The following is a 12,930-nucleotide window of genomic DNA, read 5'->3' as shown; positions in this document are numbered from 1 at the left end:
TTTTTGTATGGATTCATTTCATCCGGTCCAGCCCGAATTTTTTCAGGCGGTATTGCAGGCTCTGTCTGCTGATTCCGAGCTCGTTTGCCGTTTTGGATATGTTATTGCCGTGTTTTCTCAGGGTTTTTTCGATCATGTATTTTTCGAAGTTTTCCATTTTGTCTTTTAAATCGGTGCCGGGCTGGGTGCTTGCGGCGGCTTTAGTTTCCGTGTCAGCGGGTTTGATTTTCATCCGGTATTGGTAAGGCAGGTGGGCCGCCGTAATCGTCGTTTCATCCGTCATAAAGTTCATGGCGCCTTCAATCATATGTTCAAGCTCGCGAATGTTGCCCGGCCAGTCATATTCCAGGAAGAATCGCTGCACATCGTCACTGATCGAATCGACATGCATTTGGAACAGGTGGTTGTTTTTCTGGATAAACACTTCGGCCAGAGGCAGAATATCCTCCTTGCGCTCCCGGAGCGGGGGAATGATCAGCGTGACAACGCTTAAACGGTAGTATAAATCTTTGCGCAGCCGCTCTTCTGAAATGGCGGTGATCGGGTCTTCATTCATCGTGGCGATGATGCGGACGTCAATCGGTTTGTCCTGAGCTGATCCGATGCGCCTGATTTTCTTTTCCTGAAGGGCGCGGAGCAGTTTTGCCTGCAGGCTGAGATTGAGAGAGTTGATCTCATCAAGGAGCAGGGTGCCTCCCTGCGCCTGCTCAAATAAGCCGGGCTGGTCGATGGCTCCGGTAAAGGCGCCTTTTTTCGTGCCGAATAAAATACTTTCGACCAGACTGTCCGGCAGGGCGGCGCAGTTTTGTGAGATGAACGGGGCGCCTGAGCGCTGGCTGCCGTTGTGAATGCTTTGGGCGAACAGTTCCTTGCCCGTTCCCGTCTCGCCGGCCAAAAGAACGGACGATGACGTACGGGTTGCCCGTTTCGCGTTTTCGATGACTTCCCGAATGACCGGGCTGTTGCCGAGAATGCTGTCAAACGTGTAGCTGTTCTGTTCTTTCCTGTGCATGTTCTCCCTGATCAGCCGTTCGAGCTTGGTGACGTCCTTGGCGATCTCCACGGCGCCCTTGATCTCGCCGTTTTGCACAATCGGGAAGGTGTGGTTGATCGTCGTGATTTCCTGGCCTTTGTTATTAAAATAGCTTTGCTTCACGTTTTTAATCGTTTTGCCTTCTTGAAGGGCCTGAACGAGCGTGCTGTCCTGCTGATTGGAAAACATAAATACATCAGTCAGGTTTTTATGCAGGACGTCCCGTTCATCCATATCTTCAATCTGCATCATTTTCTTATTGTAAATGACGGTGCTGCCCTTCTCGTCCACCACATGCAGCCCGACATCAATCTCTTCCAGAATGCTTTGTAACACGAGTGTGTAAAATTCGCTGGTTGTGTGCAGGTCAATTCCCCCTCTCAATCGTCTTAACATTCATTATTTTAAAATAAATCGAACAGGAAACGCAAAAAAATTTTGCGCTTGAACGATATTTAAAAATAAATGGAAATTTAGTTAATAAAACCATTGACTTTTTTAGGAAAATGGTTGATATTTAGATATATACTTAAATATCTAAATCATGTACGTATGAGAGGGGGAAAGTTTTTGAATAAAGCTTTTAAAGCACTGGCCGATCCTACAAGGAGAAGAATTTTGGACTTATTAAAGAAACAAGACATGACAGCTGGTGAAATTGCGGAACACTTCGACATGTCAAAACCCAGTATTTCTCATCACCTTACCATATTGAAAAATACTGATTTGGTTCACGATGAGAGGAAAGGCCAATTTATTATGTATTCATTAAATACCACTGTATTACAGGATCTTATAGGCTGGTTCTTTTCTCTGACTGATTCAGAACATGATAATAAGAAAGGCGGGGAATCATGAAAAAATATTTCTTTTCAGCAGGAATCATAGTTTTAACTGTTTTCACATGGGCTTTCACATATTCATCTTTACCGGACAATTTGGCGACACACTGGGGATTAAACGGAAGTGCAAATGATTACCAAACGAAAGCTGATGCGATGATGATGCTTATTGGCATCATGATTATTGTATATATTTTAATGGTTATCATCCCTAAGATTGATCCTAAAAATAACTACAAAACATTTATCCGGCCATATATGGCTATATTTAATACATTGTTTGCGGTTCTGTTTGTCATTAATCTGATGACCATCTTGACCGGCCTGGGATATGATCTCCCTATATCTTATTTAGGAAACTTTATAGTGGGAGTCATTTTCATGGTGTTTGGAAACTTTATTCAGAAAGTTAAGCCTAATTACTTTTTAGGGATAAGAACGCCTTGGACGCTGAGCAGTGAAAGAGTTTGGAAGGATACACACAGGGTTAGTTCGAAAATTTTTGTCTCAGCGGGCATACTCATGATGCTTGCAGCTTTTTTGCCGCCGGTGTATAGAGTGTCAGTCATTTTCATTGCGGCAATCGGCTGTATCATATTATCTTTACTATATTCTTACATTGTATATCAGAGACAATTGAATAAATAACTGTTGAGTAGGAGCAATCTAATTGGATTGCTCCTATTTTGTCAGCGGGAAACGCAAAAAAATTTTGCGCTTGGCTGAAGTTTGCACGCAAACTGCCGGAAAATTTTGCGGGAAAAGAAAGAATGTTGGCGAAACATCCCGTTTTTTCGGATTGGCACGGAACTTGCTTTATAAAAAGGGAAAGCAAGATCTAATGTTGAATGATTACAAAACAAGGGGGAATCAGATTATGTCAGCTTTCACAAAATCTCAAGAAATTATCAGCCAAACTTCACATTACGGCGCGAACAACTATCATCCTCTGCCGATTGTTATTTCCGAGGCGCAGGGTGTTTGGGTAAAAGACCCTGAAGGTAATCAATATATGGATATGCTGAGTGCTTATTCTGCGGTGAACCAGGGGCACAGACATCCGAAGATCATTCAGGCGCTGAAGGATCAGGCGGATAAAATCACTCTGACGTCACGCGCGTTCCATAATGATCAGCTCGGTCCGTTTTATGAGAAAACAGCCAAGCTGACCGGAAAAGATATGATTCTGCCGATGAATACGGGGGCGGAAGCCGTTGAATCCGCTGTCAAAGCGGCGAGACGCTGGGCATATGGGGTCAAAGGAGTAGCGGATAACCAGGCGGAAATCATTGCGTGTATCGGCAACTTCCACGGCAGAACGATGCTTGCGGTATCCCTTTCTTCAGAAGATGAGTATAAACGCGGTTTCGGACCTATGCTTCCGGGTATAAAATTAATTCCATACGGAGACGCAGAAGCGCTGCGCCGGGCGATCACGCCGAACACAGCCGCTTTCTTATTCGAACCGATTCAGGGAGAAGCGGGCATCGTCATTCCGCCGGAAGGATTTTTACAAGAAGCGGCAGCCATTTGTAAGGAAGAAAATGTACTTCTGATCGCTGATGAAATTCAGACGGGACTCGGCCGCACAGGGAAAACATTCGCGGTTGACTGGGAAAATATCGTACCGGATATGTTCATCTTAGGCAAAGCGCTCGGCGGGGGCGTCTTCCCGATTTCGTGCATTGCGGCGAACCGTGACATTCTCGGCGTGTTTAACCCGGGTTCCCACGGCTCGACATTCGGCGGAAACCCGCTCGCTTGCGCGGTATCGCTCGCATCTCTTGAAGTCCTTGAGGAAGAAGGGCTGGCAGAGCGTTCCCTTCAGCTTGGCCGGTATTTTAAAGAAGAGCTAGAGAAAATTGATAACCCGATCATAAAAGACGTGCGCGGACGCGGCCTGTTTATCGGTGTTGAACTGACAGAAGCGGCCCGTCCGTACTGTGAAAAGCTGAAAGGCGAAGGGCTTTTATGCAAAGAAACACATGATACCGTGATCCGTTTTGCACCGCCGTTAATGATTTCCAAGGAAGACTTGGACTGGGCGGTCCAAAAGATCACAAACGTGCTTCAAAACGCGTAAAACCTTGATGCGGCAATGCTTTCCCTCGGCTTGTATGGAATTTACAAATAAAAAATTCAGCACACTCTATTTGCGCGGCGACAGTATTTTAGTATAATGTATCTTTATGTACGAAAATGAATTTCATATAACATTCATATACAAATAGAGGCTCTTTGGACAGCAAATCGGTTTCAAAGCACCGGCTTGGTTCCAATACAAGTTGCTGAAGGGGTGCAGAATAGTGAATACAAATCAAAAAGAGAATCAGCTTCAGCGCACAATGAAATCACGGCATTTGTTTATGATTTCATTAGGCGGAGTGATCGGCACCGGGTTTTTCCTGAGTACCGGATTTACAATTAACCAGGCGGGACCGCTGGGCGCGGTTCTGTCTTATCTGGTCGGCGGTTTTATTATGTTTTTGACAATGCTCTGCTTAGGCGAGCTTGCGGTTGCCCTTCCCGTATCAGGGTCGTTTCAGACGTACGCAACCAAATTCATCAGCCCCGCTTTCGGTTTCGCATTCGGCTGGCTGTACTGGCTCGGCTGGGCGGTGACATGCGCCATTGAGTTTTTATCTGCGGGACAATTGATGCTCCGCTGGTTTCCGCATGTTCCCGTATGGGTGTGGTGCCTCGTGTTTGTCGGACTGATGTTTCTTTTGAACGCGATTACCACAAAAGCGTTCGCTGAGTCGGAATTTTGGTTTTCCGGCATTAAAATTGTAGTCATTCTGCTGTTTATTATTTTGGGCGGCGCGGCCATGTTCGGCCTGATCGACATGAAACACGGCGAGCAGGCTCCTTTCTTCTCTCATTTTTATGAGGATGGATTGTTTCCGAACGGCATTAAGGCTATGCTTATTACGATGATTACCGTAAACTTCGCGTTCCAGGGAACGGAGCTGATCGGGGTTGCCGCGGGAGAAAGTGAAAATCCCGAGAAAACGATTCCGCGCTCTATCCGGCAGACGGTATGGAGAACGCTTGTCTTTTTCGTTCTCTCCATCATCGTCATTGCCGGCATGATTCCGTGGAAGCAGGCGGGAGTGGTCGAAAGCCCGTTTGTCGTGGTGTTTGAACAAATCGGTATTCCATATGCGGCCGATATTATGAACTTTGTTATCTTAATTGCGCTGCTCTCAGTGGCCAACTCAGGCCTGTTTGCATCGACGCGTATCTTATATGCCATGGCGAACGAAGGACAAGCCTTTAAATCGCTCGGCAAAACAACTAAACGCGGCGTGCCGATGAACGCTTTGATCGTGACGCTGGCCGTCGCCTGCCTGTCCCTGCTGTCTAAAGTGGCAGCGCCGGAAACCGTTTATATGTTTCTCTTATCATTAGCCGGACTAAGCGCGCAGGTCGGCTGGATCACGATTTCCCTGTCACAGCTGATGTTCAGACGGAAATACATCCGCGAAGGCGGCAAAGTGGAAGACCTGAAGTTTAAAACACCGCTGTACCCGGTGCTGCCTATTATCGGGCTGACGTTAAATACGGTCGTTCTGATCAGTCTCGCATTTGATTCAGAACAGCGGCTCGCCCTTTATTGCGGCATCCCGTTCATGGCGGTGTGCGTTATCGTCTATCATCTGTATGTAAAAAAGCATAAGCAGTCAGAAAAACAGATAGAGCTTTAAATCTTTTCGTGTCCAAGTCATCTTTGAGAAACCCGCACAGGACAACATACAACATGTTGAGGTGGAAAAACGGATGAACAAGAATATCTCAGTTATTGGAATGCCGATGGATTTAGGACAAGCACGACGCGGAGTGGATATGGGCCCGAGCGCCATCCGCTACGCGCATCTCATTGAACGGTTATCTGACATGGGGTATGCGGTGGAAGACTTAGGCGACATCCCCGTCAATCGTGAAAAACTCAAAAATGATGAAGATCTGAAAAATTTGAACTCTGTGCTCTCGGGGAACGAGCAGCTCGCCCAAAAGGTGGACAGCGTCATTGAGAATGAGCGGTTCCCTCTCGTCTTGGGCGGCGATCACAGCATCGCGATCGGAACGCTGACAGGAACGGCAAAGCACTATAAACAGCTCGGCGTCATCTGGTACGACGCGCACGGCGACTTAAACACCCTGGAAACATCGCCGTCAGGCAATATTCACGGAATGCCGCTGGCCGTCAGCCTCGGCGTCGGGCACGACACGTTGGTGAATTTGGGCGGGTATGCCCCGAAAATCAAGCCGGAGAACGTCGTCATCATCGGCGCGAGATCGCTTGATGAAGGCGAGCGTGAATACATTAAGGAAACAGGCATGAAAGTCTATACGATGCATGAGATTGACCGCCTCGGCATGACAAAGGTCATTGAAGAAACCATTGACTACCTGTCAGACTGTGACGGCGTTCACCTCAGCCTTGATCTAGACGGCCTTGATCCGAGCGACGCACCCGGCGTAGGCACGCCTGTCGTCGGCGGCATCAGCTACCGTGAAAGCCACTTGGCAATGGAAATGCTGTATGATGCCGACATCATCACTTCAGCTGAATTTGTCGAAGTCAACCCGATCCTCGATCACAAAAACAAAACCGGCAAAACAGCGGTCGAGCTGGTGGAATCTTTGTTAGGAAAAAAACTATTATAAAATATGCGCCTCCGCACCTGCGGAGGTTTTTTTTGTTGCCACGAGGAAACTAGCGGGCTGCCACCCTCTTTTTGGACCTGTAAATATGATATATTTATTACACAAAATGGGAAAGGGAGGTGTCCTGACAGATGGCTGAGGTGATGGCCCACGAAACAGTTGCGAAAAAAATTAGTGACTGGTATGAGGAAATCAAAAAGCACAACACTGAATCGGCTGAGGCGTTAAGAGAACAACTGCTTACGGATCTGCAAAATATGACACAAAATCAAACGGTGCTCCTTTATTTTAATTTAATTGATTCCCGCTATAAGCTTTTAATGGAAGAGTATGAGAAAACAGACGGCATTTTAAAAACGATCCAGCTGAACGCCGATAAAGAAAAAACAGACCAGATGATTCAATACTATTATTATTTCTTTTCCGGAATGCACGAGTTTTACCGTAAACGGTTTATGAACGCCATTAATTTTTACCGGATTGCTGAAAGCAGGCTCCGGCACATACCGAATGAGATTGAAAGAGCCGAGTTTAATTATCAAGTGGCGATTGCCTACTATGAAATCCGCCAAAACTACTTTGCGATGAACCACGCGGAAAAAGCGTTGGAGATCTACAAAGCCAATGAAATGTACGCGGTCAGAGAAGCACAGTGTTTCATGGTGATCGGCTGTAACAGAATGGACTTGTTTCACTATCAGAAAGCCGAAGAGCTCCTGCAGACGGCGGTTCATCAAGCCGCCAAAGCGGGCGATCCGCATATTGAAGCGCTCGCCCACTTTAACGCAGGCATTTGCTATGAAAGACAGGAAAAACTGGAGGAGGCGCGGGTCGAGTTTGAAACGGCTCTTGATCAAAAGGAGCATTTGCGATCAGCGTATTCGGTGCGGAGTCTGTACATGCTGGCCAGAGTGTTATTGAAGCAGGAAAAGACGGATGAGGGCCGGTTTTGGCTGCATAAAGCGCTGAATGCCGCTGAAGAAAAAAACGAACCCGTATACACCCAAAAGCTGCGCATCTTACAGCATGTCTTTATTGACCGCAATGAAGAAGCGCTTGAATCAGCTTTCGCCGAGTTAAGAAGGAAAGAGCTGTGGAGTGACGTTTCCGATTTGTCGTATCAGGCCGCGGCGCATTTTAAAAAACAGGAGAAATACAAACCGGCGGCGAAGTATTTTCAGGAATCAATTGATGCCAATGACCAAATTTTGAGATTAACGGAGGGGATTCGTAATGAAAACATGTAAATTCATTGTACTCTCAGCAGCCTTGGCAAGTCTCATTTCGATTGGATTATTTGCGCAAACTGGTTCAACGGCACAAGCCGAACAAATCATAAAACCGGCGGAAAACGGAGCCTTCGGATAATACTGCATGATACCGCTTTCGTGTAAGGAGTGATTCAATGGCTATCACGCTGCAGCCGATGACAGGACAAGAATTTCAGTCCTATCTCGCTCATTCAACCAAGCATTACGCTGAAGAAAAGGTAAAAGCGGGAACGTGGCTGCCTGACGAAGCGCCGGAATTAGCGGAACTGGCGTTTGAAGACCTGCTTCCTGACGGCTTGGAGACGGCCGATCACTATTTATGGACGCTGACATTGGACGGAAAGGAAAATGCCGGCTGGCTGTGGCTGCACGCCGATCCGGACAACCCGCAGCAGGACGCATTTATTTATGATTTCGGCCTTCATCCGCCTTTCCGCGGCAAAGGCTATGCAAAAGAGGCGCTCGCAAGGCTGGAGGACAAAGCCAAAGACCTGGGTGTCCGCAAGATTTCTCTCCATGTGTTCGCTCATAACGAAACGGCGCGGAAGCTGTATGAGAAGACGGGATTTCTGGAGACGGATGTCATCATGAGCAAAAAGCTGTCGTGAAAAGGGGCCCGCACGCTGGGCCTCTTTTGTTATTCATCTAACAATGTCATCATGTGTTCCGGATAACGCTCGCCGGCCGCGGTGCCGATCGGAAACATCTCATCCAAACGCGCCTTCACATCCTCGGGAAGCACAATGTCGAGAGCGGCGAGGTTCTCTTCCAAGTAGTGTTTCTTTTTTGTACCCGGAATCGGAATGAGGTCATCGCCGTTTGCGAGAACCCATGCGAGCGCAAGCTGAGGCGCGGTGATATTCATTTCCCGGGCAATGGCGGTAAGTTTTTGGACTAGCCCTATATTCACCGCCAAATTGTCTCCCTGGAATCTCGGCGTTCTTCTTCTGTAATCATCGGCATCCAGCTGATCGGTCGACGTCATCTTTCCGGAAAGAAAACCTCTGCCGAGCGGACTGTAAGGCACAAATGAGATGCCGAGCTCACGGCAGGCGGGCAGCACATGCTCCTCCGCTTCCCTGCTCCATAAAGAATATTCCGATTGAAGCGCGGCAATCGGGTGAATGCGGACGGCGCGCCTGATCGTTTCTGCGGAAGCCTCTGACAATCCGATATACCTCACTTTTCCTTCGTCAATCAGCTCCTTCATGGCGCCGACAGTTTCTTCAATCGGCACCCGCGGATCAACCCGGTGCAGATAATAAAGGTCGATATAATCCGTCCCAAGGCGTTTCAGACTGGCGTCACACGCTTTTTTCACATAATCGGGCCGTCCGTTAATTTCGATAAACTCACCCTTTTCGCTTCGGACATAACCGAATTTCGTCGCGAGGCACAGCTCCTTTCTGAATGGGGCAAGCGCTCTGCCGACAAGTTCTTCATTCGCACCCAATCCATATTGATCAGCCGTATCAAACAAATTCACGCCGAGATGAACGGCATGATGCAGTGTGGAAATCGACTCTTCCTCACTCTGGCTGCCATAGTATTCCGACATGCCCATGCACCCTAATCCCATTGCGGAAACCCGCATCGAACCGATTGTTCTGTCCTTCATATGTCCTCCCCCTTTCTTGTATGATAACCGGATTTCCTGATATTTGAAAATGATTTATGTATATGATTTACATATTGTTATAAAATTTTTAAAAATCTGTAAGTTGTATATTTTTTTATCGCAATTTCGTCATATAATGAAAACGTGGAAAAATTAACCTTAAAGAAAAGAGGCGAAGTCAATGTGTAAAAAGCTGTTCAAAGCCGTCCTCCCGTTTGCCCTGTCATTCACCATGGTTCTGTCATTCTCCGGTTTGAATGTAAAAGCGAAAGAAACAGAAACAGCCCGCTACGCAAAAGAAATCGCAGACCTTCAGCAGGGCACGACTCCTCAAGACGTTCTCCAATCCGCCAAAGAGCTTGCCAAACAGAAGCACGTTTCAACAGAAGCAATTCTCAAGCAGTTTCATCAAGAAATCACGGCAGACAAGGTGCAAGGAAATGTAATCACTTCCAAAGAAGGAATCTCTGCAATGGGCGGATCGTCAGGAACCAAAAAACTTCCGAAAAGCACAAAAGGCAATATTTATTACACGAACTCATACACGGCTTATTACAATCACGGGCATGTCGGCATGTATTCATCCGCTGATAAAATTGTTGAATCCGTGCCGGGAGACGGCGTCCGCCAGATTGCGTATAACGGCAGAGAAGTCGAAGACAATTCAATCGTTCAGACCGTGAAAGTCACTGATGCCCAAAAACAAGCCGCCGCTGACTGGGCCGTATCAAGAGTGGGTGATGAGTACTCCTTCAACTTCGTCAATAACAGAAATACGGGCCATGAAGGCGCCAAAAACTGCTCAAAACTGCTGTGGTCGGCATTCCTTTTAAAAGCGGGGATTGATATCGACTCTAACGGCGGCTTAGGCGTATACCCGCGCGACATCACAAGCTCGTCCTACACAACCACGATCCTGACCATTCACTAAGGAGAACAACGTGAAAAAAATCATCTCGATACCCTTAGTGATCATCGCCGCCGCAGCGGTCTTATGCTTCTTCTATTTCCCCACGGAAGATCCTGCGGAGGTTGCGAGAGACACATTAAATGACCCTGATTTTCTGAAAGATAAAGAGGCGCTGCTGTATTTCTCCACTGCGGCTGACCAAGACACGTTCGGCGGCGGAAAAAGCTACGCCCTCTTCGCCGATGAAAAAGGGCGGCTTTCTTCTTATCAAATGAAGGGGCTTGAGCTCGGATCGGCCAAAGTGCATGACGAAAGCGTGCTGCTGGAGGACAAAAAAGGAATCTACACCGTTCAGGGCGGCCTTCACACGTATAAAAGAGCGTACCAGCATACGGGAGACAGCGCGGGATATATCGAACGGGCGAAAGGCTTTTACACGCTGTATAATTCGGGCTACGACAAGAGCGGCGGCAGCTATCGCTCAGAGCTGTACCGCCAGATTGACGGCAGCTGGAAGCAAGACGTCATCCCGCATTACATCCGCGCTTCAGGCTTTTTTAAAGATCATCTTTTCGCACTCACGCCGACAGATGACGAAAAAGGCTATCACGTCCAAGACATTCAGGCCGATAAAGAAAAGCTCCATACAAAATCAATCGCGACATGGACGTACAAAGAAGGCACGTCTGTCGAATCCCAGCTCGCAGCGGACGACAGCGCCGTCTGCTTTGTCACCAGAGGGGAAAAAGCAGATCACATCTATCAAATGGTGAAAGTCATGAAAAACAGCGGCGCCATCAAAACGTATGACATCGCCGCTTATAATAATGACGAACAGACGATCTATGACTCCATGCCGTTCAGCTTCAAAAAAAGCTTTTTCATGGAGCAGCGCAGCTTCTATTTCGTTGACGGCTTTGGAACCGTCTACCGCATCAACCATGAGACCGGAAAAAGCAAAAAGGCCTTCATCCTCCCCGCATCACGAATGAAGGCCGACTTCAAAGACTTGACGCATCAAAACGGAAAGCTGTATCTGTTCACATACAGCTACAAAAAGCCCGCCAAAATCGAATCCTTCGACCTGAAAACGGGCAAAAAGCTGAACGACCGGACTATCTCCAGCCTGAAAGACATTGTCACACCGAAAAGTCATCTCAAGCTGTATGATGTGCAGGTGATGGGGAGGTTTTGAAGAGTATAAACATTTCGGAAGAGCTTGCCGCTTTTGGTAAGCTTTTTATAATGAAACGTTACTGCAAGAAAGAAGGTGGTCATTTGAAATCATTCAGTATCTTCTTATTGTTGTCCATCATTTGTATAACCATTGTTTTTGTCATAATGAATATGTTGATTGGATACCCTGATGTGAGTAACGGGGCATTGATGATGATTGTATATATCGTTGTGACCCTCATGATAAGGCGATATAGCAAGAAAAAAGCCGACCGGACATAGAGATAGAGGAATTTGAACCGTAAAAGCAGAAGACAGTCAGATGAAGGAGGGAGCCGATGAAGAAAAAGCTTGCCGCGGTGACCGTCACCATTCTCCTGGTTTCCGTAATAACCAACTCTTTTTTAAACGGCGGAAAGCCGGACTGGATTGATGTATGCTGTACGCTGCTGGCGTGTCTATTAGGAATTCTGTTCGTCCTTCGCTTAGAAAAAAGAGAAAACACGTAAAGAGCCGGATGCTGCAAACGCCGGCTCTTTTTGCGCGTGATTTGCCGAATTGTGGATAAAACTCAGCCCGAAGCACTACTAACATGTGTATAAATAGGTTATATTGAAAAGAGAACAATTGCCGCGTGCAAAAGAAAACCGGAGGATGTAACAATGAAAACCGCTTATTATTCTTGTGAAGAACATATCGAAACCGTGCTGGACATGTACATAGATGATCATGAGCTTCCGCCCGAAATCAGAAAAATCGAACATACTAACAGTTTATCCACAGCCTGTGAATTATGTGGGGACACTGCAACATATCTAGTAGGGAACGAATGATCCTACACAAAATACAGAAAAGATATCCACAATTGTGGACAATATATATGAATAACTTGTTTCTAAAGTGGGGATGACCTGTGAATATCAATATTGTGACCATCGGAAAACTAAAAGAAAAATACCTCAAGCAAGGCATTGAAGAATACAAAAAACGACTCTCAGCCTACGCAAAAATCGACATCATTGAACTCCCGGACGAAAAAGCGCCGGAAAACCTGAGCGACCAAGACATGAAAATCGTCAAAGACAAAGAAGGCGAACGCATCCTGGCCAAAATCAGCCCGGACACCCACGTCATCGCCCTCGCCATCGAAGGAAAAATGAAAACATCCGAAGAACTGGCCGATACAATAGATAAGCTGGCGACTTATGGAAAAAGCAAAATCACCTTCGTCATCGGCGGCTCACTCGGCCTAAGCGACGCCGTCATGAAACGGGCAGATGACAAGCTGTCATTCTCGAAGATGACGTTTCCTCATCAGTTGATGCGCCTCATACTAGTTGAGCAGATTTACCGGGCGTTTCGGATTAATCGTGGGGAGCCTTATCATAAGTGAGCACATAGTTAGTTAA

General features: G+C 47.0%; 15 protein-coding genes. 13 read left to right on the top strand and 2 right to left on the bottom strand.

What is annotated here, in order from left to right; genetic code table 11:
• Positions 1-13 precede the first annotated feature (13 nt).
• Positions 14-1,399, bottom strand: a complete 1,386-nt coding sequence (locus NYE38_RS19755) for a sigma-54-dependent Fis family transcriptional regulator (RefSeq protein WP_095284551.1) — start codon at positions 1,397-1,399, stop codon at positions 14-16.
• A 204-nt stretch (positions 1,400-1,603) separates the two neighbouring features.
• Here NYE38_RS19755 and NYE38_RS19750 point away from each other — a divergent pair, with 204 nt between their 5' ends.
• From NYE38_RS19750 to NYE38_RS19715, 8 genes are all read left to right on the top strand, one after another.
• The gene (locus tag NYE38_RS19750) at positions 1,604-1,891 is read left to right on the top strand and encodes an autorepressor SdpR family transcription factor (protein WP_015240946.1); all 288 of its coding nucleotides are present in this window, start codon (positions 1,604-1,606) and stop codon (positions 1,889-1,891) included.
• Positions 1,888-2,523 carry an SdpI family protein gene (locus NYE38_RS19745; protein WP_025650082.1) on the top strand — a complete coding sequence of 212 codons (636 nt, stop codon included), beginning with the start codon at positions 1,888-1,890 and terminating at the stop codon, positions 2,521-2,523. The genes NYE38_RS19750 and NYE38_RS19745 overlap by 4 nt, the downstream gene beginning before the upstream one ends.
• 229 nt (positions 2,524-2,752) lie before the next feature.
• A complete protein-coding gene (locus NYE38_RS19740) occupies positions 2,753-3,958 on the top strand; it encodes an ornithine--oxo-acid transaminase (protein WP_026092280.1) in 1,206 nt (401 codons plus the stop codon).
• Between the two features lie 223 nt (positions 3,959-4,181).
• A complete protein-coding gene (locus NYE38_RS19735) occupies positions 4,182-5,582 on the top strand; it encodes an amino acid permease (protein WP_017418506.1) in 1,401 nt (466 codons plus the stop codon).
• A gap of 73 nt (positions 5,583-5,655) precedes the next feature.
• A complete protein-coding gene (gene rocF, locus NYE38_RS19730) occupies positions 5,656-6,546 on the top strand; it encodes an arginase (protein ID WP_004393135.1) in 891 nt (296 codons plus the stop codon).
• 131 nt (positions 6,547-6,677) lie between these two features.
• Positions 6,678-7,793, top strand: a complete 1,116-nt coding sequence (locus NYE38_RS19725) for an aspartate phosphatase (RefSeq protein WP_340801589.1) — start codon at positions 6,678-6,680, stop codon at positions 7,791-7,793.
• Complete coding sequence (locus NYE38_RS19720; RefSeq protein WP_007407881.1) at positions 7,780-7,914, top strand: hypothetical protein; 135 nt, start codon at positions 7,780-7,782, stop codon at positions 7,912-7,914. Before NYE38_RS19725 ends, NYE38_RS19720 begins: the two co-directional genes overlap by 14 nt.
• A 37-nt stretch (positions 7,915-7,951) precedes the next feature.
• Complete coding sequence (locus tag NYE38_RS19715) at positions 7,952-8,425, top strand: GNAT family N-acetyltransferase (RefSeq protein WP_017418509.1); 474 nt, start codon at positions 7,952-7,954, stop codon at positions 8,423-8,425.
• A gap of 29 nt (positions 8,426-8,454) precedes the next feature.
• Here NYE38_RS19715 and NYE38_RS19710 read toward each other — a convergent pair whose 3' ends face one another.
• On the bottom strand, positions 8,455-9,435 hold the full coding sequence (locus NYE38_RS19710; protein WP_123117543.1) for an aldo/keto reductase: 981 nt from the start codon (positions 9,433-9,435) through the stop codon (positions 8,455-8,457).
• 181 nt (positions 9,436-9,616) lie between these two features.
• Between NYE38_RS19710 and NYE38_RS19705 the strand changes: the two genes are divergently transcribed.
• From NYE38_RS19705 to rlmH, 5 genes are all read left to right on the top strand, one after another.
• Positions 9,617-10,366 carry a YiiX/YebB-like N1pC/P60 family cysteine hydrolase gene (locus tag NYE38_RS19705; RefSeq protein WP_063636570.1) on the top strand — a complete coding sequence of 250 codons (750 nt, stop codon included), beginning with the start codon at positions 9,617-9,619 and terminating at the stop codon, positions 10,364-10,366.
• Between the two features lie 10 nt (positions 10,367-10,376).
• Positions 10,377-11,540, top strand: coding sequence for a hypothetical protein (locus tag NYE38_RS19700; protein ID WP_134986787.1), 1,164 nt, complete (start codon positions 10,377-10,379; stop codon positions 11,538-11,540).
• 319 nt (positions 11,541-11,859) lie between these two features.
• On the top strand, positions 11,860-12,030 hold the full coding sequence (locus NYE38_RS19695) for a hypothetical protein (protein WP_004393146.1): 171 nt from the start codon (positions 11,860-11,862) through the stop codon (positions 12,028-12,030).
• Positions 12,031-12,183: 153 nt separating this feature from the next.
• Positions 12,184-12,354, top strand: a complete 171-nt coding sequence (locus NYE38_RS19690) for a CxxH/CxxC protein (RefSeq protein WP_004393147.1) — start codon at positions 12,184-12,186, stop codon at positions 12,352-12,354.
• An 80-nt stretch (positions 12,355-12,434) separates the two neighbouring features.
• A complete protein-coding gene (gene rlmH / locus NYE38_RS19685) occupies positions 12,435-12,914 on the top strand; it encodes a 23S rRNA (pseudouridine(1915)-N(3))-methyltransferase RlmH (protein WP_013354196.1) in 480 nt (159 codons plus the stop codon).
• Positions 12,915-12,930: the final 16 nt, after the last annotated feature.

This window comes from Bacillus sp. EU63, from assembly GCF_038592915.1.
Lineage (GTDB): Bacteria > Bacillota > Bacilli > Bacillales > Bacillaceae > Bacillus > Bacillus velezensis.
This window is presented reverse-complemented; position numbering and strand designations above follow the sequence as displayed.

Bases quoted from the DNA above. Each gene is read 5' to 3' on its own strand.
- NYE38_RS19745 (WP_025650082.1), top strand. From the start codon at position 1,888: ATGAAAAAATATTTCTTTTCAGCAGGAATCATAGTTTTAACTGTTTTC.
- NYE38_RS19740 (WP_026092280.1), top strand. From the start codon at position 2,753: ATGTCAGCTTTCACAAAATCTCAAGAAATTATCAGCCAAACTTCACAT.
- rocF (WP_004393135.1), top strand. From the start codon at position 5,656: ATGAACAAGAATATCTCAGTTATTGGAATGCCGATGGATTTAGGACAA.
- NYE38_RS19725 (WP_340801589.1), top strand. From the start codon at position 6,678: ATGGCTGAGGTGATGGCCCACGAAACAGTTGCGAAAAAAATTAGTGAC.
- NYE38_RS19720 (WP_007407881.1), top strand. From the start codon at position 7,780: ATGAAAACATGTAAATTCATTGTACTCTCAGCAGCCTTGGCAAGTCTC.
- NYE38_RS19715 (WP_017418509.1), top strand. From the start codon at position 7,952: ATGGCTATCACGCTGCAGCCGATGACAGGACAAGAATTTCAGTCCTAT.
- NYE38_RS19710 (WP_123117543.1), bottom strand. From the start codon at position 9,435: ATGAAGGACAGAACAATCGGTTCGATGCGGGTTTCCGCAATGGGATTA.
- NYE38_RS19705 (WP_063636570.1), top strand. From the start codon at position 9,617: ATGTGTAAAAAGCTGTTCAAAGCCGTCCTCCCGTTTGCCCTGTCATTC.
- NYE38_RS19695 (WP_004393146.1), top strand. From the start codon at position 11,860: ATGAAGAAAAAGCTTGCCGCGGTGACCGTCACCATTCTCCTGGTTTCC.
- NYE38_RS19690 (WP_004393147.1), top strand. From the start codon at position 12,184: ATGAAAACCGCTTATTATTCTTGTGAAGAACATATCGAAACCGTGCTG.